21 protein-coding genes are annotated in these 23,173 nt (G+C 62.9%); 4 read left to right on the plus strand and 17 right to left on the minus strand.

Translation table 11 applies throughout. The annotated features are described in order from the left end of the window. Positions 1 to 140 precede the first annotated feature (140 nt). From C6Y56_RS02990 to cbiE, 10 genes are all read right to left on the minus strand, one after another. Positions 141 to 1,520, minus strand: a complete 1,380-nt coding sequence (locus tag C6Y56_RS02990; RefSeq protein WP_169428667.1) for a PepSY-associated TM helix domain-containing protein — start codon at positions 1,518 to 1,520, stop codon at positions 141 to 143. 80 nt (positions 1,521 to 1,600) lie between these two features. Further along, the gene (locus C6Y56_RS02995) at positions 1,601 to 3,721 is read right to left on the minus strand and encodes a TonB-dependent copper receptor (RefSeq protein ID WP_169428668.1); all 2,121 of its coding nucleotides are present in this window, start codon (positions 3,719 to 3,721) and stop codon (positions 1,601 to 1,603) included. Positions 3,722 to 3,805: 84 nt separating this feature from the next. Then, entirely contained in the window at positions 3,806 to 4,252 is a 447-nt protein-coding gene (locus C6Y56_RS03000) for a DUF2946 domain-containing protein (protein ID WP_169428669.1), read from the minus strand. 21 nt (positions 4,253 to 4,273) lie between these two features. Continuing rightward, positions 4,274 to 4,753, minus strand: coding sequence for a copper chaperone PCu(A)C (locus C6Y56_RS03005; RefSeq protein ID WP_169428670.1), 480 nt, complete (start codon positions 4,751 to 4,753; stop codon positions 4,274 to 4,276). 48 nt (positions 4,754 to 4,801) lie between these two features. Beyond that, positions 4,802 to 5,203 (minus strand): DUF2946 domain-containing protein, encoded by a 402-nt coding sequence (locus tag C6Y56_RS03010; protein ID WP_169428671.1) that lies wholly within the window; start codon positions 5,201 to 5,203, stop codon positions 4,802 to 4,804. A gap of 97 nt (positions 5,204 to 5,300) precedes the next feature. After that, positions 5,301 to 5,591: an addiction module antidote protein gene (locus C6Y56_RS03015; protein WP_085609233.1), complete on the minus strand. Its 291-nt coding sequence runs from the start codon at positions 5,589 to 5,591 to the stop codon at positions 5,301 to 5,303. 3 nt (positions 5,592 to 5,594) lie between these two features. After that, positions 5,595 to 5,897 carry a type II toxin-antitoxin system RelE/ParE family toxin gene (locus C6Y56_RS03020; RefSeq protein ID WP_085611238.1) on the minus strand — a complete coding sequence of 101 codons (303 nt, stop codon included), beginning with the start codon at positions 5,895 to 5,897 and terminating at the stop codon, positions 5,595 to 5,597. 191 nt (positions 5,898 to 6,088) lie between these two features. Then, the gene (locus tag C6Y56_RS03025) at positions 6,089 to 6,817 is read right to left on the minus strand and encodes a cobalt-precorrin-6A reductase (RefSeq protein ID WP_169428672.1); all 729 of its coding nucleotides are present in this window, start codon (positions 6,815 to 6,817) and stop codon (positions 6,089 to 6,091) included. Continuing rightward, positions 6,814 to 7,911 (minus strand): cobalt-precorrin-5B (C(1))-methyltransferase, encoded by a 1,098-nt coding sequence (locus C6Y56_RS03030; RefSeq protein WP_169428673.1) that lies wholly within the window; start codon positions 7,909 to 7,911, stop codon positions 6,814 to 6,816. The genes C6Y56_RS03025 and C6Y56_RS03030 overlap by 4 nt, the downstream gene beginning before the upstream one ends. After that, a complete protein-coding gene (cbiE, locus tag C6Y56_RS03035) occupies positions 7,904 to 9,115 on the minus strand; it encodes a precorrin-6y C5,15-methyltransferase (decarboxylating) subunit CbiE (protein WP_169428674.1) in 1,212 nt (403 codons plus the stop codon). The genes C6Y56_RS03030 and cbiE overlap by 8 nt, the downstream gene beginning before the upstream one ends. A gap of 144 nt (positions 9,116 to 9,259) precedes the next feature. On the opposite strand from cbiE, the gene cobG reads away from it, so the two are divergent. Genes cobG through cobJ form a run of 4 tightly spaced genes read left to right on the plus strand, consistent with a single transcriptional unit; the run spans position 9,260 to position 13,611 of the window. Further along, positions 9,260 to 10,558 carry a precorrin-3B synthase gene (cobG, locus tag C6Y56_RS03040; RefSeq protein WP_169428675.1) on the plus strand — a complete coding sequence of 433 codons (1,299 nt, stop codon included), beginning with the start codon at positions 9,260 to 9,262 and terminating at the stop codon, positions 10,556 to 10,558. Continuing rightward, positions 10,551 to 11,177 carry a precorrin-8X methylmutase gene (locus C6Y56_RS03045; protein ID WP_085609238.1) on the plus strand — a complete coding sequence of 209 codons (627 nt, stop codon included), beginning with the start codon at positions 10,551 to 10,553 and terminating at the stop codon, positions 11,175 to 11,177. The genes cobG and C6Y56_RS03045 overlap by 8 nt, the downstream gene beginning before the upstream one ends. Continuing rightward, positions 11,174 to 11,908: a precorrin-2 C(20)-methyltransferase gene (locus C6Y56_RS03050; RefSeq protein ID WP_372238685.1), complete on the plus strand. Its 735-nt coding sequence runs from the start codon at positions 11,174 to 11,176 to the stop codon at positions 11,906 to 11,908. The genes C6Y56_RS03045 and C6Y56_RS03050 overlap by 4 nt, the downstream gene beginning before the upstream one ends. Continuing rightward, the gene (gene cobJ, locus C6Y56_RS03055; RefSeq protein ID WP_169428676.1) at positions 11,908 to 13,611 is read left to right on the plus strand and encodes a precorrin-3B C(17)-methyltransferase; all 1,704 of its coding nucleotides are present in this window, start codon (positions 11,908 to 11,910) and stop codon (positions 13,609 to 13,611) included. Before C6Y56_RS03050 ends, cobJ begins: the two co-directional genes overlap by 1 nt. A gap of 52 nt (positions 13,612 to 13,663) precedes the next feature. On the opposite strand, the gene C6Y56_RS03060 is transcribed toward cobJ, so the two are convergent. From C6Y56_RS03060 to C6Y56_RS03090, 7 genes are all read right to left on the minus strand, one after another. Continuing rightward, complete coding sequence (locus tag C6Y56_RS03060; protein ID WP_119429392.1) at positions 13,664 to 14,257, minus strand: MarC family protein; 594 nt, start codon at positions 14,255 to 14,257, stop codon at positions 13,664 to 13,666. A gap of 97 nt (positions 14,258 to 14,354) precedes the next feature. Next, positions 14,355 to 17,132, minus strand: coding sequence for a hybrid sensor histidine kinase/response regulator (locus tag C6Y56_RS03065; RefSeq protein ID WP_169428677.1), 2,778 nt, complete (start codon positions 17,130 to 17,132; stop codon positions 14,355 to 14,357). A gap of 102 nt (positions 17,133 to 17,234) precedes the next feature. After that, positions 17,235 to 18,527: a phosphoribosylamine--glycine ligase gene (purD, locus tag C6Y56_RS03070; RefSeq protein ID WP_169428678.1), complete on the minus strand. Its 1,293-nt coding sequence runs from the start codon at positions 18,525 to 18,527 to the stop codon at positions 17,235 to 17,237. A gap of 147 nt (positions 18,528 to 18,674) precedes the next feature. Beyond that, a complete protein-coding gene (purH, locus tag C6Y56_RS03075; protein ID WP_169428679.1) occupies positions 18,675 to 20,282 on the minus strand; it encodes a bifunctional phosphoribosylaminoimidazolecarboxamide formyltransferase/IMP cyclohydrolase in 1,608 nt (535 codons plus the stop codon). 82 nt (positions 20,283 to 20,364) lie between these two features. Next, positions 20,365 to 20,685, minus strand: a complete 321-nt coding sequence (gene fis, locus C6Y56_RS03080; protein WP_003186237.1) for a DNA-binding transcriptional regulator Fis — start codon at positions 20,683 to 20,685, stop codon at positions 20,365 to 20,367. After that, on the minus strand, positions 20,682 to 21,692 hold the full coding sequence (gene dusB, locus C6Y56_RS03085; RefSeq protein WP_085732733.1) for a tRNA dihydrouridine synthase DusB: 1,011 nt from the start codon (positions 21,690 to 21,692) through the stop codon (positions 20,682 to 20,684). Before dusB ends, fis begins: the two co-directional genes overlap by 4 nt. A 185-nt stretch (positions 21,693 to 21,877) precedes the next feature. Next, on the minus strand, positions 21,878 to 23,149 hold the full coding sequence (locus tag C6Y56_RS03090) for a DUF3426 domain-containing protein (RefSeq protein WP_169428680.1): 1,272 nt from the start codon (positions 23,147 to 23,149) through the stop codon (positions 21,878 to 21,880). Positions 23,150 to 23,173: the final 24 nt, after the last annotated feature.

Below are 23,173 nucleotides of genomic sequence, written 5' to 3' on the forward strand. Positions count from 1 at the left end.
AAAAGAAAAGCCCGCAGGCTCATGACAGTGCATGGCTGCGGGCAGAGCAGCAAATTTGCGTTATACAGTAACACTAAAAATTGCCGGAGTTTAAGCCCCGGCAGTTTAAAGGTCTGTCTGGCTCGCGCATCTCGCCTGTTTCATGATGAAGTTGAGGCAGATTCAGTTTGTCGGCCCAGGCGCGACAGCAGCAGCCGATCCAGCAACCACACCACCACCAGCGAAGCCCCCACCAGCGGAAACACCACCGCCAGCACCAGCATGATCGCCACGCCGGTTTTCCACTTCGGCAGATCGTGGCGCAGCGGCGGCACGCCGAATTTGCCCTGGGGCCGACGCTTCCACCAGATCACCACGCCGCTGACGGCGCTGAGCAGGATCATCAGGCAGATCAGCAACACGATGATCTGGTTGAAGGTGCCGAACATCTTGCCTTCGTGGAGCATCACGCCGATCTCGGTGGCCCGGGCAACCGCGCCGTACTGCTCGAAACGCACGTCGGCCAACACCTTGCCGGTGTACTGATCGACGTGCAGGGTCGCGTCGTTGCGCGGGTCGTCGGCGAACACCGCAATGGTGAACACACCGGTGGAAGTAGTCGGCAGGGTGATGCTGTAGCCCGGCTCGACCTTGCGCTCGATGGCGATGTTCTGCACATCCTGCAGGCGGATGCTCGGCGCGGCGGGGCCGTGTTGCATGCCGCCGTGGGCCATGTGTTCGGCGTGGTCACCGGACATCGGCATTGGCGTGTTTTCCATCGCCCACGGCACGGTCTGGCGCGCGGCGTTGTTCAGGCTGCCGGCCTCGACGTCGGAGGTCGGCACGTTGTTCCACATCGCCGCCGGGAACACGTTCCACACCTGGGCGTACTGCTTGCCCCAGAAGCCGGTCCAGGTCATGCCGCTGAGCAGCATCACCAGCAGCAGTGCCGCGCCCCAGAACCCGGTGACCGCGTGAAGGTCACGCCACAGCACGCGACCGCGACTGTTCAGGCGTGGCCACAGAATCCCCGCTGCCTGACCTCGCGGCCACCACAGGAAAACCCCGGACACCACCAGCACCACGCCCCACCCGGCGGCCAGTTCGATCAGCCGGTCACCGACGGTGCCGATCATCAGTTCGCCGTGGATCGCCCGGGCGAGCGCCTGCAGGTTCTGCTTGGCATCCTGCTCGCCGAGGATGTCGCCGTGGTACGGATCAACGAACACGTTCAGCTCATGGCCGGCATTCTTCACCACGAATTGCGCACTGCGCTCGGCGTTCGCCGGTGGCAGGTACTGGGTGACCTGGCCTTGTGGATAAGCGCTTCTGACCTTTTGCAGCAGGTCGTCGGCCGGCACGGTGTGATGTCCGGCGGGGACGTTCAGCAGGCTGCTGTACATCAGTGAATCGAGCTGCGGCTTGAACAGGTAAATGATGCCGGTCAGGGCCAGCATCACCATGAATGGCGCGACGAACAGTCCGGCATAAAAATGCCAACGCCAGGCCAGGTTGTAGAAATTCGGTTTGGGCTGTGTCATCACGAGTGCTCCGCTTGGCTTGGATCTTCTAGTTGTCTGTTGTCACTCGCTCCCTCAAGAGGAGCGAGTGCCCTTGAGGGTTAGAAACTCATGTCCACCTTGGTCCAGAGCGTGCGCCCCGGCTCGTTGATGGCTTGCGGGTCGTTGGCCGGATAGCCGAACCCGGCGTTGCCTGCCAGGTTGAGGTGTTCGGCGTAAGCCTTGCCGAACAGGTTGTCGACGCCGGTACTGACCTTCCAGTTCTTGTTGATCCGGTAGGCACCGTTGAGCGAGAACACGCCGAAGCCCGAACTCTTGTCGTAATCCTTGCCGACCACGTTGCCCTTGTTCTGGTCGATCCGGTTTTGCGCGGCAACCACCCTCCACAGTGCGCCGGCGCTCCAGTTGTCTTCGCTGTAGGTGAGGCCGAAACGTGCATCCAGCGGCGGCATCTGCGGCAGGGCCTTGCCGTCGCTGCTGTTCTTGCCCCAGGCGTAGGCCAGGGTCGCATCGGCTTTCCAGTTGTCGGTGAGTTTGTAGGCGGCGCCGAGTTCACCGCCCATGATCCGCGCGTCAATGTTCTCGGCGCGGGAGGTGCTCATGCCCATCATCGTCGGGGTGTAGTCGAACAGGATGTAGTCGCGCACCACGCCGATGTAGCCTGAGGCCCAGGCTTCGAGATCGGCGTCCTTGTAGTTCACGCCGAAGTCCAGCTGAGTGGTCTTTTCCGGTTTGATCGAATCGAACGCATTGACCGAACCCGCCGGGCCGGACTTGGGCGAAAACAGTTCCCAGTAATCGGGGAATCGTTGTGCGTGGCCGAGGCCGGCGTAGAGCGTGGTCGGGCTGTCGGCGAGGTCATGCTCGTAACGGATGAAGCCACTGGGCAGGGTGTCGGCTCGGGTATCGCCGGCAGTCGGATTCGGGCGAGACATCATTCCCGAGCCGGTGGTCTGGCGGTAATCCTTGGCCGAGGCTCGGTCGACCCGGGCGCCGGTAATCAGCCGGTCGCGGTCGGCGGCGTACCAGGTCATCTCGCTGAACACCCCGTAGTTATGGAAGTCGGCGTCCTTGGTGTACGGCTGATCCTTGTAGGTATCGATGCCCATGCCGCTGCGCTGACGGTGTTCGTTGGTCTGCGCATCGAGCCCGGTGATCAGCTGGATGTCGGCCCAGCGCCAGGTGGCCTTGATCCGTGCGCCGAGGGTGCGACGGTCGACGTTGGACGCCATGGGACCTGCCATCATCCCGGTGCCGGACGGCGTGCGCAGGGTGTAGTTGTCCATCACGTGGTCGGCGTAGTTGTAGTAGACCTGGGCTTCGAGCTTCTCCAGTACATCGGTGATGTTGGATTTCTCGAAGCGCAGACCGAGGCTTTCGCGCAGGAACTGTGAGCCGTCCATGCCGCGTCCGGCGTAGCGCGCTTCGCCGTCGCCCTTGCCGGCGGTGAGTTCGATCAGGGTGTCGGCATCGGGAGTCCAACCCAGCGCCACGTCGCCGTTCCACTTGTCATAACGCGAGGCAACGATGTCGTTGTTGCCGTCGCGGTAGTCGTCGGACTGCGCGGTGTTGCCGATCACCCGCACATAGCCCAGCGATCCGCCGGCCGCCGCATCGACGACTTTGTCGAAGCGGCCGTGGGAGCCCGCCAGCACGCTGGCATTCACGCGGGTACCGAGTTCGCCGAAGCTTTCCGGCTCGCGGTCGAACAGGATCGTGCCGGCCGAGGCGCCCGGTCCGTAGAGCACGGTTTGCGGGCCTTTGATCACGGTGAGTTTGTCGTAGGTCTCGGGCGATATGTACGAGGTCGGCGCGTCCATCCGGCCGGGGCAGGCACCGAGCATCATGCTGCCGTTGGTGAGAATGTTAAGACGCGAACCGAACATCCCGCGCAGCACCGGATCACCGTTGGTGCCGCCGTTGCGCACCAGGGCGAAGCCGGGAATGGTCTTCAGGTAGTCGCCACCGTCGCTGGCCGGCACCGGTTGGCGCGGATCTTTCGGATTGGTGACGATGGTCAGCGGCGAGCTCGGGGCGATGGCGGTGATCACCGTCGGGCTCAGTTCGTCAGCATGGCCGGTGTGTTCATCGGCGTGAACCAGCGGGGAAAGCAGGACGCCGCAAAGGACGGCGGTAGCGTGCCTGAAACGAACGCGGGATTCGTTCAGGGCAAAGGACGCCGGGGCACAACCCGGGCGTGGGACAGCAGAAAACCTGGACATGACAATTTCCATCAAACAGTCGTAAACGACACGGCCGGCAGCCTGAAGCTGTCTTCTCAACCGTGTGCAATCAGAGGTAGGTGTTTACGCTGCGACGGGCGGGGCGCGGGTGCGGGCGCCGGGGAAGAAGGTCTGCCGGGCATGGCCCAGACGCGGGGAGGGTGGGGTGAAGGTGTTGACGAGTGGAATGCTGAAAGTGGCAAAGCTGCCGCCGCTGGTCAGCGCCGGGCAATTGAACAGCAGGCTGCAATAGCCGCACTTTTCCCACAGCACGTGGTGCGAGGATTGCGGCGGGCAGTGTTCCGCCGAGGGCTGTGCACCGTGCCCGGCATGATCCATGCCCGGCATGTCCATCGACATGTCCATGCTCATCGGCATGGAGGTCGAGGCGTGCTGATCCATCGGCATCGACTGGGAAATCAGCGGGCCGATGAAGATCATCAACATGGCGAACAGGGCGATCCAGCTGCCGCGGGTCAGGTGTTCAGTCTGACGGCGTTGCACGGACGACCTGGCGCTGCGCGGGCGCATGGGCGGAGTCTGCCGAAGGGGTTACTGGGCGTGCGCGTGTTCCGGCATGTCTTGCGGTGGCTTCTTCTGCACGGCGACTTCGACGGTCACGTTACCGGCCTTTTCGAAGTGCAGGGTCAGCGGGAAGCGCTTGCCGTCGGTGAGCAGACTGCGGTCGCTCGGATTCATCAGCATCACGTGATAGGCCATCGGCGCAAAGGTCACGTTGCCACCGGCCGGGATCGCCACGTTCGGCACCTGTTGCATCTTCATCAGGTCGCCCTGCATCACGTGTTCGTGCAGTTCGGCTGTCGGGGCGATGGGCGAATCGACGCTGAGCAACCGGTCAGCGGTTTTGCCGGCGTTGTGAATGATGAAATACGCGGCAACGGTCGGCGCGTTCGGCGGCAGTTCCTGCGACCACGGGTGGGCGATTTCCAGCTCGCCGGCCTTGTATTCGTGGGCATGGGCGAAGCACGCAGGCAGCAACAGCGCAGCGATGACGATGAATTTGTTCAACATGGCAGTTCTCCAGAACGATTTGAAACGCAGGTCAAATGCGGGAACAAATCAAACCAGAGGAGAGGCGCGGGGATTGAGGCTCGGCCATTGCTGGCGCGGTGTCGGAGTCTGCAGCAAGGCGGGCGCCACGCTGCGATTGCTTTCGTATCGGGCGAAATACAGCTGCGGCGAATGCCCCGGCAACGCCATCACCGGCGCCGATCCGGAACAGCACCAGCAATGCTGCATGGTCGAATGATGGTCACCGCTTTGCGGCGCTTTCTGATCGAGGCTGCCGATGTCGATCGCCACCATCTTCGTCCCGCTGCCGGTGCAGAAACTGCTCCACAGCAACTGCTCGGCCGGCGTCTGCGCCGCCTGCGCCATCGCTCCCGTCAACGGCATGGCGAGCATGTTGAACAGCACTGCAAAGCAGGCGATCCAGGCAAATGCGAGCCGGTGTCGGTTCATGGGACAGATCCGTAGGGTGGGCGATCAGGCGCGGCTATTTAGCCTGATCAGGGCCGATAAGTAAAAAAGCGTCGTGCGGTTTGGTGTCGCAGAGGATTCAGCCTGCTACGGCATGCAACCGCAAACCCAGCGCCTTCATGACTTTCATGATAGTCGCGAATTCCGGATTTCCAGTGCTGCTCAGCGCTTTATAAAGGCTTTCACGACCCAGACCTGCATCCCGCGCAACCTGAGTCATGCCTTGGGCGCGGGCAATGTCATTAAGCGCTGCACGGATGAGAACGCCATCGCCAGCATCTTCGTCAAAACAGGCGTCCAGGTAAGCCGCCATTTCCTCCGGCGTTTTAAGAAACTCTGCAGCGTCGAAGCGGGTGAATTTTTCGGTCATGACTTACTCCTCATTACCGATGCTTTGCGCCATCCGGATGGCGCGTTTGATATCTCGTTTTTGTGTCGACTTGTCGCCCCCCAGCAGTAGCAGATAAATCACGTTACCTTTACGTGTGAAGTACATCCTGTAGCCGGGACCGTAATGAACGCGCATTTCATAAACGGCACTGCCAACGAACTCGCAATCACCCATATTTCCATGCTCTGCACCTCGAATTCTGGCGATGATGCGAGCTTTGCCGTTGGTGTCTTTCATCGAGTCGAGCCAATCGGCAAATGCAGGGGATCGTTCAAATTCGATCATGTCGAAATCGTATTCCTTGGGATACAGACTGACAAGGCGCGTTTTTCTTGAAGGCAGCAGTGCGCTTCAAGAATTTGCTCGCTGCAAATCTGTGTGGATTAAAGGAATCGAAATCTTGGCGTGAGGTGGCAGGGGCGAACAGTCGGCTGGTTCCTGAAATTCTGCCGGTCAAATCAAGGATTAGCTCGAAATCAGGAATTATCTGACGTAGAGAGGGCTTCCAGGACTTCAGACGTACACTTGAACTCCCGATCAACCCCCGCCAACACCGGCCGCTTCAACACCATCACCGGTACCCCAAGCTCCCGCGCCACGTCCAGTTTCGGCTCGGTCGCGGTGCTGCCGCTGTTCTTGCTGATCAGCACGTCGATCTGCCGCCGTTCGAACAGTGCTCGCTCATCTTCCAGCAGAAAGGGGCCACGGGCGCCGATGACTTCGCAGCGTTCGTTGCCGGGGTAGACGTCGAGGGCGCGCAGGGTCCAGAACTGGTGCGCGGGGATTTCATCGAGGTGTTGCAGCGGTTCGCGGCCAAGGGTGAACAGGGGGCGACGGAAGGGTTCGAGGGCGGTGATCAGTTCGGCCCAGTCGGCGACTTCGCGCCAGTCATCGCCCGGTTGCGGTTGCCACGCCGGGCGGCGCAGGGCCCAGCAGGGGATGTCGGTGAGTTTTGCAGCGGTGGCGGCGTTCCGGCTGATTTGTGCGGCGTAGGGATGGGTCGCGTCGAGCAGCAGATCGATGCCCTCGTCGCGAATGAACTGCGCCAGACCTTCGGCGCCACCGTAGCCGCCGACGCGCACCTGACATGTCAGATCGGTCGGGACCCGGCCGACGCCCGCCAGGCTGTAAATGTGTTCCGGCCCCAACGTGCGCGCGATGGCTAGCGCTTCAGTCACACCGCCGAGCAACAAAATCCGTTTCATGTAAAAGCCCCCGCATGGCCAACGATGCCGCCCTGACGATCAATCGCAAACACCTCGACCTGCACCTGAGCCGGCACCACGCTGCGGGCGAATTCCAGAGCATGGCGGCAAACTTCATCGCCAAGGGCAACACCCGCCGCACTGGCCATCGCCAATGCCTGCTGACTGGTGTTCGCCCCGCGTATGGCTTGCTGCAAGGTGTCGTCGGCGCCAATCGCCGCCGCCCACTCGGCCAGTTGCGGCAGGTCGATGCTCGAGTGGCGCGAGTGCAGGTCCATGTGCCCGGCTGCCAGTTTGCTGATCTTGCCGAAGCCGCCGCACAGGCTGAGTTTATCCACAGGCACTTTGCGCAGGTGCTTGAGCACGGCGCCGACGAAGTCGCCCATTTCGATCAGGGCGATTTCCGGCAGGTTGTAGACCCGGCGCATGGTGTCTTCGCTGGCGTTGCCGGTGCAGGCGGCGATGTGCAGGTAGCCGTTGGTTTTCGCCACGTCGATGCCTTGATGGATCGAGGCGATGTACGCCGCGCAGGAAAACGGCCGGACGATGCCGCTGGTGCCGAGGATCGACAGCCCGCCGAGAATCCCCAGGCGCGGGTTCATGGTTTTCAGCGCCAGGGCTTCGCCGCCCTCGACGTTGACCGTCACTTCGAAACCGCCGTTATAGCCGGTTTCTTCGGCGAGCAGCGTCAGGTGATCGCTGATCATCTTGCGCGGCACCGGGTTGATCGCCGGTTCGCCGACGGCCAGCACCAGTCCCGGGCGGGTGACGGTGCCGACACCTTTACCGGCGATGAAGCGAATTCCCGGCTCGTCGATCAGTTGCACACGGGAGTAGAGCAGGGCGCCGTGAGTCACGTCCGGATCATCGCCCGCATCTTTGATCGTCCCGGCTTCCGCGCCGTCATCGGTCAGCCGGCAGAACTCCAGACGCATCTGCACCTGCTTGCCCTTGGGCAACACGATCTGCACGGCGTCCGCCACCGCTCCGCCGAGCAGCAGGCGGGCGGCAGCAAGGCTGGTGGCCGTGGCGCAGCTGCCGGTGGTCAGGCCGCTGCGCAGGGGCGCGGGTTGTTCGGCGGTTTCGTCACGCATCGAGGGGTTTGACCAGATCGAGCAGGGTGATCGGCAACGCCTGGCGCCAGGTGTCGAACTCGCCCAGCGGTTGCGCCTGGGCGATGTGGATGCGGGTCAGCTCGCCGCCATGGCGTTCGCGCCAGCTCATCAAGGTCATTTCGCTTTGCAGGGTCACGGCGTTGGCGACCAGCCGGCCACCGGGTTTGAGTTGCTCCCAGCAGGTGTCGAGCACGCCTTCGCGGGTCACGCCGCCGCCGATGAAAATGGCGTCCGGACGTTCCAGCCCGACAAGGGCCTGTGGTGCGCTGCCGCGAATCAGTTGCAGGCCGGGAACACCCAAGGCGTCGCGGTTGTGTTCGATCAACTGCTGTCGGCCGTCATCGGCCTCGATGGCCAGCGCGCGGCAACTTGGATGAGCACGCATCCACTCGATACCGATCGAGCCGCTGCCGGCGCCGACGTCCCACAGCAGTTCGCCCGGTGTCGGGGCGAGGCGGGCGAGGGTGATCGCGCGCACGTCGCGTTTGGTCAGTTGGCCGTCATGCTGGAAGGCCGAGTCCGGCAGACCGGCGAGGCGGGACAGGCGTGGTGTCTGCGGATCGGCCAGGCATTCGATGGCGATCACGTTGAGGTCGGCAATGAGCGGGTCGTTCCAGTCGTTGGCGGTGCCGTCGATCCGGCGCTCGGCGTTGCCGCCCAGATGTTCCAGAACACTCAGGCGACTGGCGCCGAATCCACGCTCGCGCAGCGATGCCGCAACGGCGGCCGGGCTCTGACCGTCATTGCTCAGCAGCAACAGGCGCACGCCGCTGGACAACTGTGCATTCAGGGCGGCCAACGGTCGTGCCACCAAGGACACGATCACCACCTCCTGCAACGGCCAGCCCAGTCGGGCAGCCGCCAGCGAGCACGAAGACGGCGCCGGCAGAACCAGCATCTCGGCCCCCGGCACCTGCCGCGCCAGACTCGCGCCAACGCCGTAGAACATCGGATCACCGCTGGCCAGCACGCACATCGCTTCGCCGCGACGCTCGAGCACCGGGGCCAGGGAAAACGGGCTCGGCCACAACTGACGCTCGCCACGGATGCACACCGGCAACAGATCCAGCTGACGCTGACCGCCGATGATCCGCGAAGCGCCCATCAGGGCGCGCCGGGCATTCTTGCCCAGGCCCTTGAAGCCGTCTTCACCGATTCCTACTACTGTCAGCCAGGGTGACATCTGTAGCCTCTCAAAAAAGTGTCCGCAAACGCGCCGTTCCGACGGGCAGACTTTTCATGCCGTCGGACAAAGCAGGCATAATACCGCGCCTTCGCCCGCGAAGCGCCTTTCCCACAGAGCTGCCAGCCCTTGAACGAACGTCCGATGTCCAATGCCATACGCCCCTCGGCCTGTCCGGGGTTGCTGCGTATCGTCCAGGCGCTGGATGGTGGCATCTGCCGGATCAAGCTCGATGGCGGTTCGATCACGGCCGACCAGGCCGATGCGGTGGCCAATGCCGCCGAGCGGTTTGCCGGCGGGGCGATCGAGGCGACCAACCGGGGCAATCTGCAGATTCGCGGGATCGGCGAGCAGTCCGCTGCGCTGATCGACAGCCTGCTGGCTGCCGGTCTCGGGCCGCGAACCGCAGCGGGCGACGACGTGCGCAACCTGATGCTCAGCCCCGCCGCCGGCATCGACCCGCAGTTGCGCTTCGATACCCGCCCATTGGCCGGGCAGATTCTCGAGACCCTGCAAAGCCATCCGCGCTTCCACGAGCTGAGTGCCAAGTTCGCCGTGCAACTGGACGGTGGCGAGGCACTGGCGATGCTCGAACATCCCCACGATCTGTGGTTGTCGGCATTCGAAGATCACGGCGATACGCTGCTGGCGTTCGGCCTGGCGGGTTGCCCGACGGATCGACCGCTGGCCGCCGTGGCGCTTGCGGACGGACACGCACTGGTGCTCGCGGTGCTGGAACTTTTCCTCGATCTGGCCCGACCGGAGCAGACGCGAATGCGGCATCTGCTGGACGAATGTCCGGCACCGGAGTTCCTCGAAAAACTCGGTCAGCGGATCAGTCTGCAAAACGTCGCCGACTGGCAACGTGAAACCGTGCCGGAGGGCTTGCACATCGGCATTCATCCTCAGCAATCGGCCGGTCAGGTCTATGTCGGTGCCACACCGGCGCTCGGCCGCCTCGATCCGGACATGCTGCGTGGCGCCGCGCAATTGGCCAGAGCCTTTGGCGACGGCAGCCTGCGTTTCACCCCTTGGCAGAGTCTGTTGCTGCCCGCTGTGCGGGAAACCGATGCGGTTCAAGTGCTCGACGAATTGGGCAGGCTGAACCTGCTGACCCATGTCGAAGATCCTTTGACGCGCCTGATCGCCTGCACCGGCGCCAACGGCTGCGGCAAAGGTCTTGCCGACACCAAACACGATGCCCGCCGTCTGGCTACGCTGTTGCCGCACGCCGTGGATGTGCACCTGTCCGGCTGCTCGCGCTCCTGCGCCGCCGCACACCGGGCTGCGGTGACTCTGCTGGCGGTGGGCCCCGGTCACTACGATCTCTATTTTCGCGATGCAGCGCTGCCGGGTTTTGGCGCGCTGCACGCCCACAACCTTACTATCGAAGCGGCCGCGGCCCTGCTCGCCGCCCGCTCACGGAGCCCCCTTGATGCTTGATTACATCCGCGACGGTCAGGAGATCTATCGCAACTCCTTCGCGATCATTCGCAGCGAGGCCAACCTGGCGCGCATCCCGGCCGATCTGGAAAAACTCGCGGTGCGGGTGATCCACGCCTGCGGCATGGTCGAGGCCATCGACGGGCTGCAATTCTCCGAAGGCGCCGGCAAGGCCGGTCGCGACGCGCTGGCCGCTGGCGCGCCGATCCTGTGTGATGCGCGAATGGTTTCCGAGGGCGTGACCCGTGCGCGCCTGCCGGCCAACAACGAAGTGATCTGCACCCTGCGCGATGACAGCGTGCCGGAGCTGGCGCGTGAACTGGGCAACACTCGCTCGGCAGCGGCGCTGGAACTGTGGCGCCCGCATCTGGAAGGCAGCGTGGTGGTGATCGGCAACGCGCCGACCGCGCTGTTCTATCTGCTGGAAATGCTCGACGCCGGCGCTCCGAAACCGGCGCTGATCCTCGGCTTCCCGGTGGGCTTCGTCGGCGCTGCCGAATCCAAGGCCGAGCTGGCCGCCAACAGCCGTGGCGTGCCGTTCGTGATCATGCAGGGCCGCCTCGGCGGCAGCGCCATGGCCGCCGCTGCGGTCAATGCCCTCGCCACGGAGATCGAATGATGCAGGCTAAAGGACGTTTGATTGGTCTGGGCGTCGGTCCCGGTGATCCGGAACTGATTACCGTCAAGGCCCTGCGCCTGCTGCGCGAATCGCCGGTGGTGGCGTACTTCGTGGCCAAGGGCAAGAAGGGCAACGCGTTCGGCATCATCGAAGCGCATCTGCAGGACGCGCAGAATCTGCTGCCGCTGGTGTACCCGGTGACCACCGAAGTGCTGCCGGCGCCGCTGTCCTACGAACAGGTGATCAGCGATTTCTACGATGACGCTGCCGAGGAAGTGGCCGCGCACCTGGACGCCGGTCGCGATGTGGCGGTGATCTGCGAAGGTGACCCGTTCTTCTACGGCTCCTACATGTACCTGCACGATCGCCTGGCCAGCCGTTACGAAGCCGAAGTGGTGCCGGGCGTCTGCTCGATGCTCGGCGGCGCTTCGGTGCTGGGCGCGCCGCTGGTGTATCGCAATCAGAGCCTGTCAGTGCTGTCCGGCGTGCTGCCTCATGACGAGCTCAAGCGGCGTCTGGCCGATGCTGACGCGGCGGTGATCATGAAGCTGGGGCGCAACTTCCCGAAAGTACGCGACGTGTTGGCAGAACTGGGTCTGGCCGAGCGTGCGCTGTACGTCGAGCGCGCGACCATGGCCAACCAGAAGATCGTGCCGCTGGATGAGGTCGAGCCGATGTCGTCGCCGTACTTCTCGCTGATCATTGTGCCCGGCGAACGGTGGCAAGGCTGATGACTCATTCCACACCGGCCATCGTCATTCTCGGCCAGGGCGCACTGGCCACGGCCCGTCGCCTGCAACAGGTTTATCCGGCTGCGCAGATTCACGGCCTCTGCGGACGCGTCGAAGGCGCCGATCAGACTTACAGCGAGTTCGGCACGACCCTGCGTGAGCTGTATCAACAGGACACGCCGATCATTGCCCTGTGCGCGGCCGGCATTGTCATTCGAACCCTGGCGCCGCTGTTGCTGGAAAAAGGCGTCGAGCCGCCGGTGCTCGCCGTGGCTGAAGACGGCAGCGCCGTGGTGCCGTTGCTCGGCGGCCTCGGCGGGGTGAACGTCATGGCCCGCGAGATCGCAGCAGCACTTGAAGTCGCAGCGGCGATCACCACCAGCGGCGAATTGCGTTTCGGCACTTGCCTGCTCAACCCGCCCGGCGGTTACGCGCTAGGCGATCTGGAGCAGGGCAAACGTTTTGTCTCTGATCTGCTCGCCGGCCACAGTGTGCGCATCGACGGTGCTGCGCCGTGGCTTGAGCAGGCGCAACTGCCGGAAGATCCCCTGGCACAGCGTTCGATTCATGTGAGCAGCGATGCCCGCATGGCGAGCGCCAGTGAGTTGCTGATTTATCCGCGCAGCGTGGCGGTGGCGGTCGGTTCAGACGTGACTGACCTGCCGGGCACGATTCGCGGTGCGTTGCAGCAGGCCGGGGTGGCGATTCAATCGCTGGCCTGTCTGGTGGCGGCTGACGTTCAGATGGCCAGCCCGGCATTACGTGAAGCTGCGCTCGAGCTGGCGGTGCCGCTGCGCTTTGTTGCGCCAGCGAATGACATCGGTGAGCTGGCTCGCGATGCAGTCCCTGACGCTCGAATCATCACAACATCCCACGATATAGCCATCGCCGTGGCCGAACAGCCGCTGGATGTTTCGCAGATCGGTCGTCCGCGCGGACGTCTGGCTGTCATCGGCCTTGGCCCTGGTGCGGCGGAGCTGATGGTGCCGGCGGTGAAAGCCGAGCTCGCTCGAGCCACCGATGTGCTCGGCTACGAAACCTACGTGCGCATGGCCGGTCCGTTCCGCGACGATCAGGTTCAGCATTGCACCGACAATCGCGAAGAAATGCAGCGTGCCCGTCATGCCTTCAGGCTGGCCGCTGAGGGCCGTTCGGTGATCGTCGTTTCTTCGGGCGATCCGGGCGTGTTCGCCATGGCGGCGGCGGTGCTCGAAGCGTTGCACGAGTCGACGGATCCGGCGTGGCACAGCGTCGATCTGGAAATCCTGCCGGGTGTTTCCGCCTCGCTGGCCACCGCTGCTCAGGCCGGTGCGCCGCTGGGCCACGACTTCTGCGTGATGTCGCTGTCGGACAACCTCAAGCCGTGGTCGATCATCGAAAAGCGTCTGGATCTGGCCGCCGAAGCCGATCTGGCATTGGCGTTCTACAACCCGATCTCCCGCGCCCGGCCATGGCAGTTGGGGCGCGCACTGGAAATCGTCGCGCAACACCGTGTGCCGCAGACACCGGTGGTGCTGGGCCGTGATATCGGTCGTCCGGGGCAGACGTTGCGGGTGACGACACTCGGCGCATTGACACCGGATCAGGTGGACATGCGCACCATGGTGCTGGTGGGATCCTCCACGACCTGCACTTTTCCACGGGCTGCCGGTGGGGAGTGGGTGTACACGCCGCGCTGGTATGGCGAGAAACCCGATAGCTGAGAAATGAAAAAGCGGCCCTTCGGAGCCGCTTTTTCATTTGCGGGGTGGCAGGTCAGCCAAGATAACCCTTCACCCCGGTAAAGATGATCTGCGCAGCCAGGGCACAGACAAACAATCCCATGAGCCGGCTGACGATCTGCAACCCCTGATCGCCGAGAATCCGCTCGATTCGATTCGACAGATACAACACCACGCCGACGGTAAAACTGGCGAGTGCGATGCTCATGATCGCGATCAGCTTGTCATCCCAGTGCGGCTGGCTGACGCCCATCACCAGCAGCGCACCGATCGTGCCGGGGCCGACGGTCAGCGGGATGGTCAGCGGGACGATGGTCACGTCCTGCTGCACATTGTCGGCCTGCACCGCCGACTTGCCCTGCGCCATGCCCAGCGCCGAGATGAAGAGCACGCTGCCGGCACCGATGCGGAAAGCATCCACGGTGATGCCGAACACGTCGAAGATCACTCGCCCGAACAGGTACAGCAACACGCTCGATACCAGGGTGGCGATCGCAACTTTCCAGGCCAGGCGCCGTTGTTCCTTGCGCGAATAACCCCGGGTCAGGCTGATGAAGCAGGACAACACGAAGAACGGGCTGTAGAGCACCAGCATCTTCAGGTAAACGCTGAACAACACATGGAGCATGATTGAAACTCGCGCCGACGAAAGTTGAACGGAGTCTATCAGGCGGATCTGGCGTCATCACGGCAAGATCCGTTGAGAAAGTGAGCGCTCGCCAGGTTCAGGGCGTTCGTGCCGCCGTGCGATTGTGTTGATCACGCTGAGCTACCCAGTGCTCGATCAGCTCGCGCAGTTGCGACAGTTCCACCGGTTTGGCCATGTGCCCGTCCATGCCGGCCTGGCGCGCACGCTCCTTGTGTTCGGCAAGGATGTGCGCGGTCAGCGCGACGATCGGCGTACGGATACGCTGATTGCCGACCTCCCAGGCCCGCAGTTGCTGGGTGGCGGAGAAGCCATCGAGGATCGGCATTTCGCAATCCATCAGCACCAGGTCGTAGCGCTGGGCCTTCATGGCCTGCAAGGCTTCTTCGCCATTGCTGGCGGTGTCCGGTTGCAGGTTGAGCTTGCCGAGCATGCCTCGGATCACCTTGGTGGAAATCGTATTGTCTTCGGCGACGAGGATGCGGAAGTCGCTCGGAACCTTGACGGCCGTGGCCGGGCCGGTCGCTTGTGGCTGGAACACCGCCTGGCCGCGGTTGCGCTGGTTCAGCTCGTCGGCCAGCGTGGTCTTGAGGGTATAACCGGCCACCGGTTTGGCCAGGATGCGCTTGATCCCCGAGTTGCGCGCGATGATCTTGCTCGGCGCATTGCTGATGCCGGTGAGCATGATCAGCAGGATGTCGTGGTTCAGGCTCGGGTCTTCCTTGATCTTGGCGGCCAGTTGCATGCCGGTCATGCCGGGCATGTTCTGGTCCAGCAGGACCACGTCGAAATAGTCGCGCAGATGCGCCTTGGTACGCAGCAGGGCCAGCGCTTCCTTGCCTGACGGCACGGCGCTGACGTTCAGGCCCCAGGCGCTGCACTGTTGCACCAGCACCTTGCGACAGGTTTCGTTGTCGTCGACCACCAGCACCCGCGCCCCTTGCAGCGGGCTGTCGAGATCGGAGGTCGGGTGCTCCAGGCGATCGGGATCCAGCGGCAGGGTCAGCCACAGTGTGCTGCCCTGAGTGCCACCGCTCTTGATGCCGAACTCGCCGTGCATCAGGCGAATCAGTTGCCGTGCGATCACCAGCCCGAGATTGCCGCCCAGTCGGTTGGCCGACAGGAAATGCTTGCTGTGGAGCTCGGCGTGCATCAGCGCATCGCGCTCTTCCTGATCCATCGGCTGACCGCTGTCCTGCACGGCAATGCGCAGGCGTGGCCCGGCCCTGCGCTCATCGAGGGCGACCACGACCAGTACTTCGCCTTCCTCGGTTTTCTTCAGGGCGTTTTCCAGCAGGCTCAGCAAAGTCTGGCGCAGGCGCGTCGGATCACCGCTGATGACCCGGGGCACCTGCGGCTGGATGAAGCTGATCAATTCGACGCTCTGCTGTTCGGCCTTCGCCCGATAGATGCTCAGGCAATCGTCGATCAAGGCGTTGAGGTCGAACTGCACGTCGTCCAGCTCGATCTGGCCAGATTCGAGCCGGGAGATGTCGAGGATCTCGTTGATCAGGGTCAGCAGTTCGTTGCCGGCGCTGTGGATGGTCTGCACGTAGTCCCGTTGCTTGACCGACAGCGGCGTGCCGAGCAGCAGTTCGGTCATGCCCAGCACGCCGTTCATCGGGGTGCGGATTTCGTGGCTGATCTTGGCCAGGAATTCGGCTTTGGCGTTGATTTCGGCGTTGCTCGCGGCGAGATCGCGGCTGATGCTGAAACGGCTTTCGGTGATGCTGCGCTGGCGTTCGCCCAGGGCGATGCTCATCAGCAGCCCGCTGATGCAGATGAACCCCATCAGCGTCATGATCAGGCCTTGCGGCGCCACCAGGGTCAACCCCAACAAGGCCGGGAGGATGATCAGCGTACCGATGTTGAACACCACCATCGCGGCGACGAACAACCGGGCAGGGCGGTAGCCTTTCTGCCAGTGGTAGAACCCCACCAGCAACATGCTCAGGCCCGCCAGGGCCACCAGTGCATAGGTAATGATGTTCAGCGGCAAGGTGTTGACGAACAACAGCAGCAGGCTGCAAATCACGATGAACAGAATGTCGCCCAGCAACAGCTTGTTCAGCGGATGTTCGCCGAGCGGAGCGAAAAATCGGTAGGCGAACATCAGTCCGGACGGGGCGGTCAGCAGCAGGGCCAGATAGGCGCCGGGGGTCTGGATCGCGTGCCAGTTCGGCAGCCATGGGCCGGCCAGGTTGAGCAACAGCAACAGGCTCAGGGTCAGCAGGCCTTCACACACTGCCAGCCACAGACTGCTGCGCGAGCGGGTGTAGGCGTAGCGGATCAGGTTGTGCAGGATCAGCATGCCGAGGCAGCCGAACAGCAAGCCGTAGATCAGCGTCTGGTTATGATTGGCCGCGCCCATCACCGCCGATTGCAGAGTGATGTACGGACGCAACTGGTGATCGGAGACCATTCGCAGGTAGATGTCGAGAGTCTTGTCGCTTTGCGGCAATGGCAACAGAAAGTCAGTGCTGGGCAGCGGACGTTCGGCCTGGGCCTGCCCGGTCCCGGTTTCCCGTTGTTCGATCAGTCGCTCGCCGTCCAGGACGTACAGACTGAGGTGCGACAGGTCGGGGGCAAAGATTCGCAGCACTTGTTCGTGCTTGCCGGGGGCCAGTTTGAAGCGCAGCCATAGTGCGCCATCGGGTTCGGCCGCGGTGAGGCGGTCAAGCTCGATGGGGCTGAATTGATTGGTGTAGCGGGAGGAGCGGATATCGCTCAGCTGGAGGTTGCCCTGATCGTCGAGCAATATCGACCAGCCACTGCCTTGCGCGGCCTGGGCCGCAAGCATGCAGAGCAAGGTCAGCAAGGTGACGGTGAAGCCTATGGCAATCCTGAGCCAGCGCACGGCGAAATCCCTTCGTAGGTTGATGCCAGAATATAACGATGCGCAGCGTCGGAACAGTCCGGCAAGGGCGATGAGCCCCTGCCGGAAACACAGCGTAGCTTATTAGCGGGTTTCGCCGCGTTCACGGGCAATGGCGCGGTAGCCAATGTCGGTGCGGTAGAAGCAGCCTTCCCAGTCGATGGCCTTGGCCAGCTTGTAGGCTTGCTCCTGAGCGGCACCTACGCTGGCGCCCATGGCGGTAGCGCACAGCACCCGACCGCCGGCTGTCACGACGTTGCCGTCCTTGAGCGCGGTGCCGGCATGGAAGACCTTGCCTTCCAGAGCCGCTGCCGCGTCCAGGCCGTTGATCGTCGAGCCCTTGGCGTAATCGCCCGGGTAACCGCCGGCCGCCAGCACAATGCCGACGCTCGGGCGTGGATCCCACTGGGCTTCGACCTTGTCCAGGGCCTGGGCCAGCGCTGCTTCGACCAGCAACACCAGGCTCGACTGCAGACGCAGCATCACCGGTTGGGTTTCCGGATCGCCGAAACGGCAGTTGAACTCGATGACCTTCGGATTGCCGGCCTTGTCGATCATCAGACCGGCGTACAGGAAACCGGTGTAGACGTTGCCTTCGTCGGCCATGCCGCGCACGGTCGGCCAGATCACCTGGTCCATCACGCGCTGGTGCACGTCGGCGGTGACCACCGGGGCCGGGGAGTAGGCGCCCATGCCGCCGGTGTTCGGGCCGCTGTCGCCGTCGCCGACGCGTTTGTGGTCCTGGCTGGTGGCCATCGGCAGGACGTTCTTGCCGTCGACCATGACAATGAAGCTGGCTTCTTCGCCGTCGAGGAATTCCTCGATCACGACGCGGGAACCGGCGTCGCCGAAAGCGTTGCCGGCGAGCATGTCGCGCACGGCGTCTTCGGCTTCGGCCAGGGTCATGGCGACGATCACGCCTTTACCGGCGGCCAGGCCGTCGGCCTTGATCACGATCGGTGCGCCTTTTTCACGCAGGTAAGCCAGGGCCGGCTCGATCTCGGTGAAGTTCTGGTAGTCGGCGGTCGGGATCTTGTGGCGAGCCAGGAAATCCTTGGTGAAGGCTTTCGAGCCTTCCAGCTGTGCGGCACCCGCCGTCGGTCCGAAGCAGTCAAGGCCACGGGAGCGGAACAGATCGACGACGCCGGCGACCAGCGGGACTTCCGGGCCGACGATGGTCAGGGAAACGTTCTTCTCGGCGAAGTCAGCGAGTTGCTCAAGGGCCAGCACGTCGATGGCGACGTTCTCGCACTTGGCTTCAATCGCGGTGCCGGCGTTGCCCGGTGCGACGAAAACTTTCTGCACACGCGGATCCTGAGCCACTTTCCAGGCCAGGGCGTGTTCGCGGCCACCGCTGCCAATGATCAAAACATTCATTTCAAAAACCTCAAAATTCTGTCAGGCGCTGTTGGAGCGCTTTATGTGGGAGCGAGCCTGCTCGCGAAAGCGGTGTGTCAGTCAACGTCAACGTCGCTGGCAGATTGCATTCGCGAGCAGGCTCGCTCCCACATTTGAATCTGTGTATCAGTGACGGAAATGGCGCATGCCGGTGAATACCATGGCGATACCGGCTTCGTCGGCAGCAGCAATCACTTCGGCATCACGCATCGAGCCACCCGGCTGGATCACTGCAGTGATGCCGACCTTGGCCGCATTGTCCAGACCGTCGCGGAACGGGAAGAACGCGTCGGACGCCATCACCGAACCAGCCACTTGCAGACCGGCGTGCTCAGCCTTGATCGCAGCGATACGCGCCGAGTTCACGCGGCTCATCTGGCCGGCGCCGACACCGATGGTCTGACGGTTCTTGGCGTAGACGATGGCGTTGGATTTAACGTACTTGGCGACTTTCCAGGCGAAGATCAGATCGTTGATTTCCTGTTCGGTCGGGGCGCGCTTGGTCACCACTTTCAGGTCGTCGGCGCCGATCATGCCGATGTCGCGGCTCTGTACCAGCAGGCCGCCGTTGACGCGCTTGTAGTCCCAGGCCGGAACGCGATCGGCCGACCACTCGCCGCAGGCCAGCAGGCGTACGTTGGCCTTGGCAGCAACGATGGCGCGGGCTTCTTCGCTGACGCTGGGTGCGATGATCACTTCAACGAACTGACGCTCGACGATCGCCTTGGCGGTTTCGGCATCCAGTTCACGGTTGAAGGCGATGATGCCGCCGAACGCCGATTCGGTGTCAGTGGCGTAGGCCAGTTCGTAGGCCTGACGGATGCCGCCTTCGGCGTCCGGGCTCACGGCCACGCCGCACGGGTTGGCGTGCTTGACGATCACGCAGGCCGGTTTGACGAAGCTCTTCACACATTCCAGCGCGGCGTCGGTGTCGGCCACGTTGTTGTACGACAGTTCCTTGCCTTGCAGCTGGGTGGCGGTGGCGATGCCGACTTCGGCAGGCTTGGCTTCAACGTAGAACGCCGCGCTCTGGTGCGGGTTCTCGCCGTAGCGCATTTCCTGGGCCTTGATGAACTGGCTGTTGAAGGTGCGTGGGAATTCGCTGCGACCTTCGGTGCTCAGGGTCTCGGCAGCCTGGTTCACGGTGCCCATGTAGTTGGCGATCATGCCGTCGTAGGCGGCAGTGTGTTCGAATGCCTTGAGCATCAGGTCGAAACGCTGAGCGTAGGTCAGGCCGCCGGCCTTGAGGTTTTCCAGAACGTTGGCGTAGTCGCTGGCATTCACCACGATGGCCACGTCTTTGTGGTTTTTCGCTGCCGAACGGACCATGGTCGGGCCGCCGATGTCGATGTTCTCGATGGCGGTCGGCAGGTCGCAGCCTGGCTTGCTGATGGTGGCTTCGAACGGGTACAGGTTGACGGCTACCAGATCGATCGGCTTGATGCCGTGCTCGTTCATGATGGCGTCATCGATACCGCGACGACCGAGGATCCCGCCGTGGATTTTCGGGTGCAGGGTTTTCACCCGACCGTCCATCATTTCTGCGAAACCGGTGTAATCCGCGACTTCCACTGCGGCCACGCCGTTGTCCTGCAGCAGTTTGAAGGTCCCGCCGGTGGAAAGGATTTCCACACCCAGGGCTTCCAGCTCCCTGGCGAATTCGAGGATCCCGGTCTTGTCGGAAACACTGATCAAGGCGCGGCGGATCGGCAGGCGGGTAGTCTGGTCGGTCATCTCAATTTCCATCAAAAGCAAGGGAAGTCAGCAAAAAAGGCGACCGGTTTTACGCGGGCGCCTTTCTGGTTGGATTGAATGCTTACAGCAGGTCGTACTGCTTGAGTTTCTTGCGCAGCGTGCCGCGGTTGAGTCCGAGCAGCTCGCTGGCCTTGGTCTGGTTGCCCTTGACGTAGTTCATCACGCTTTCGAGCAGGGGAGCCTCGACTTCGGAGAGCACCAGGTTGTACACGTCCGTGACGGCTGCGCCCTCAAGGTGGGCGAAATAATTGTGCAGCGCCTTCTCGACACTCCCGCGAAGGGTCTGGCCTTCTTCGCTCGGGGTATTGAGGTGCTGTTTCAAATTCACGTTGTCGCTCACGGGTGTTGTTCCACTCACTAAAGTCTCGGTCATCATCGTCATGCGGCCACCCCTTCTCCGTCCCCTGTCAGGCTCTTGTAACGTTCGGCGAAGAACTCCCGAACGTTGGCGCATTGTGTTTCCGTACCATCCAAACGATTGAAACGGGCGCGAAACTCCTTGGCGCCCGGCAAGGTTGCGAGATACCAGCCCACATGCTTTCGGGCAATGCGTACGCCCATCACATCCCCATAAAAGGCGTGGAGGGCAGCCAGATGCTCAAGCAGAATGCGTTCCACCTCGATCAGCTCCGGTGCCGGCAATTTCTCGCCGGTACGCAGGAAGTGTTCGATCTCACGAAAAATCCATGGCCGCCCCTGGGCAGCCCGGCCGATCAACAGGCCATCGGCACCGGTCGCGTCGAGCACGTAGCGGGCCTTTTCCGGCGATACGATGTCGCCGTTGGCAAAGACCGGAATCGACACCGCCTGCTTGATCGCGGCAATGGTGTCGTACTCGGCTTCGCCGGTGTACAGGTCGGCGCGGGTGCGGCCATGCACCGCCAGCGCCGTGATCCCGGCCTGCTCGGCGATCTTCGCCACGGTCAGGCCGTTCTTGTTGTCGCGATCCCATCCGGTGCGGATCTTCAGGGTTACCGGCACATCAACCGCAGCCACGACGGCGTGCAGGATCTCGGTAACCAGTGCTTCATCCTTCAGCAACGCGGAGCCGGCAGCCTTGTTGCAGACCTTTTTCGCCGGGCAACCCATGTTGATGTCGATAATCTGTGCGCCCAGTTCGACGTTGGCCCGGGCTGCATCCGCCAGCATCTGCGCGTCGCCACCGGCAATCTGCACCGAGCGTGGCTCGGGATCGCCTTCGTGGATCATGCGCATGCGCGACTTGCGGGTATTCCACAAGCTCATGTCACTGGTGACCATTTCCGAGACTACAAGCCCTGCGCCCAAACGCTTGCACAACTGACGAAAGGGCTGGTCGGTGACACCCGCCATGGGGGCGAGGATCAAGCCGTTCTGCAATGTATATGGGCCGATGCGTACCGCCGACATAGGACTTCCCTGAAGTGGGGCCGGATCATGAGAGTTCGAAAAAGGGTTGGCATGATACCCGCTCTCGATGACTGGATAAAGGCTGAATTGAACAAAATCTGAACAGCCATTTCGTTATTGCCGACGGTTTGGTCGTGCCGGGCAAAGTCAGAAAACTGCCGTCAATCCTGAAGCAGTGGAGCGTTCTACTCGGGGGAGTGGAAACTCAGACTGTAGTTCACCGCTTTCGGTCCGGGATCGAGGATGTCCAGGGCGATGTGGATGGGCGTCTGCGGGGGCATTTCCGCCATGCCTTCGAGATCGCCATTGAGGTACTCGCCGGGCTTGAAGCGCCGGCTGGCGATCAGGTGTCCGTTGAGGTCGGCAAAGCGCAACTCCAGCAACGGAAAAGGCTGCGAGAAGGGTGCGCGGTTATAAATGATCGCATCCACCACCAGCGCACCGCTGAATTCCGGGTGGCTGCGCACCACCAGGTTGCTGCTCTTGATCTTGGCGATATCGACCTTGGACGGCACCGTGCAGCCGATCTGCGGGCACAGTTGCTGGAACCACGGGCGGTACTGGTCCTGGCGGGCCAGTTCGTCGAAGTGATAGCTGATGTACTGGCCGGCGAGACCGCCGGCGGCCAGTAGCACCAGCAACAGCCAGAGCAGGCGCCGGCCCCAGGGCGAGCGACGCTTCTGCCAGTCCAGTTGCAGCGGATCGTCGGTCAGATCCTGCAGGACTTCGGCACGTACGCCGGATTCGTCACGTTCGCGCTTTTTGCGGGATGGTTCGACCGCCGGCAGATCGTCATCGATTTCCGTGCTCGCCGACAGGCGCTCGTGGCGCGCTGCCGGATCGATCGGGTCATGCAGGCGCAACTGCGGAATGGCTGGCTCGTCATCGAGGTCGACCGGCTCCAGCGACAGTGAAGGTTCGGTGCGTTCCGGTTTCACCGGTTCGAAATCGGCGGGATCGCTGGCGTGTTCAGGCTCGACGATCCGTTCATTTGCCGGTTTGCTGAACAGGCTGTCCGACCAAGGCTCGTCATCCGGCTCGTGGTCGTCACGGCGAGCGCTGAGGGACTCTTGGCGCGCACCGCCGAATTCGGTGGTCGGCTGGATTTCCCGCTGCTCGAGACGAGCCAGCTCTTCATCGAGATCCAGGCTGTCGAGATCCAGCTCGGCAGCGCTCCACTGCTTCTGGCTGATGGCGCGAGGTTCAGGTGGTTCGATGGGCTCGGGTTGTCTGGCGACGACCGGTGCTTCGGTTGCCGGTGCCGGTTCTGCGATGGCTGGCGCCGTCGGCGTGACTGCTTCCTTGCCTGCGCGTTGTTCGAGCAGCTGTTTGGCGGCGTTGAACACTTGCAGGCAGGAGCCGCAACGAACCACCCCGCGGGCCACGCTCAATTGAGTATGGCTGACGCGGAAACTGGTTTGGCAATGCGGGCACTGGGTGACGAAGCTGTCGGTCATGCGGCGATCCGGATTGAGCAGGCG

This window comes from Pseudomonas fluorescens, from assembly GCF_012974785.1.
Classification (GTDB): Bacteria; Pseudomonadota; Gammaproteobacteria; order Pseudomonadales; family Pseudomonadaceae; genus Aquipseudomonas; species Aquipseudomonas fluorescens_BT.

What these genes read in the sequence shown, in the direction of transcription:
- purD (WP_169428678.1), bottom strand. Translation starts at nt 18,527, where the DNA reads ATGAATGTTTTGATCATTGGCAGCGGTGGCCGCGAACACGCCCTGGCC.
- C6Y56_RS03025 (WP_169428672.1), bottom strand. Translation starts at nt 6,817, where the DNA reads ATGAAACGGATTTTGTTGCTCGGCGGTGTGACTGAAGCGCTAGCCATC.
- C6Y56_RS03015 (WP_085609233.1), bottom strand. Translation starts at nt 5,591, where the DNA reads ATGACCGAAAAATTCACCCGCTTCGACGCTGCAGAGTTTCTTAAAACG.
- C6Y56_RS03000 (WP_169428669.1), bottom strand. Translation starts at nt 4,252, where the DNA reads ATGCGCCCGCGCAGCGCCAGGTCGTCCGTGCAACGCCGTCAGACTGAA.
- C6Y56_RS03045 (WP_085609238.1), top strand. Translation starts at nt 10,551, where the DNA reads ATGCTTGATTACATCCGCGACGGTCAGGAGATCTATCGCAACTCCTTC.
- C6Y56_RS03020 (WP_085611238.1), bottom strand. Translation starts at nt 5,897, where the DNA reads ATGATCGAATTTGAACGATCCCCTGCATTTGCCGATTGGCTCGACTCG.
- C6Y56_RS03005 (WP_169428670.1), bottom strand. Translation starts at nt 4,753, where the DNA reads ATGTTGAACAAATTCATCGTCATCGCTGCGCTGTTGCTGCCTGCGTGC.
- purH (WP_169428679.1), bottom strand. Translation starts at nt 20,282, where the DNA reads ATGACCGACCAGACTACCCGCCTGCCGATCCGCCGCGCCTTGATCAGT.
- dusB (WP_085732733.1), bottom strand. Translation starts at nt 21,692, where the DNA reads ATGTCGGCGGTACGCATCGGCCCATATACATTGCAGAACGGCTTGATC.
- C6Y56_RS03060 (WP_119429392.1), bottom strand. Translation starts at nt 14,257, where the DNA reads ATGCTCCATGTGTTGTTCAGCGTTTACCTGAAGATGCTGGTGCTCTAC.
- C6Y56_RS03050 (WP_372238685.1), top strand. Translation starts at nt 11,174, where the DNA reads ATGATGCAGGCTAAAGGACGTTTGATTGGTCTGGGCGTCGGTCCCGGT.
- cobG (WP_169428675.1), top strand. Translation starts at nt 9,260, where the DNA reads ATGTCCAATGCCATACGCCCCTCGGCCTGTCCGGGGTTGCTGCGTATC.
- C6Y56_RS02995 (WP_169428668.1), bottom strand. Translation starts at nt 3,721, where the DNA reads ATGTCCAGGTTTTCTGCTGTCCCACGCCCGGGTTGTGCCCCGGCGTCC.
- C6Y56_RS02990 (WP_169428667.1), bottom strand. Translation starts at nt 1,520, where the DNA reads ATGACACAGCCCAAACCGAATTTCTACAACCTGGCCTGGCGTTGGCAT.
- cobJ (WP_169428676.1), top strand. Translation starts at nt 11,908, where the DNA reads ATGACTCATTCCACACCGGCCATCGTCATTCTCGGCCAGGGCGCACTG.
- cbiE (WP_169428674.1), bottom strand. Translation starts at nt 9,115, where the DNA reads ATGTCACCCTGGCTGACAGTAGTAGGAATCGGTGAAGACGGCTTCAAG.
- fis (WP_003186237.1), bottom strand. Translation starts at nt 20,685, where the DNA reads ATGACGATGATGACCGAGACTTTAGTGAGTGGAACAACACCCGTGAGC.
- C6Y56_RS03030 (WP_169428673.1), bottom strand. Translation starts at nt 7,911, where the DNA reads ATGCGTGACGAAACCGCCGAACAACCCGCGCCCCTGCGCAGCGGCCTG.
- C6Y56_RS03010 (WP_169428671.1), bottom strand. Translation starts at nt 5,203, where the DNA reads ATGAACCGACACCGGCTCGCATTTGCCTGGATCGCCTGCTTTGCAGTG.
- C6Y56_RS03090 (WP_169428680.1), bottom strand. Translation starts at nt 23,149, where the DNA reads ATGACCGACAGCTTCGTCACCCAGTGCCCGCATTGCCAAACCAGTTTC.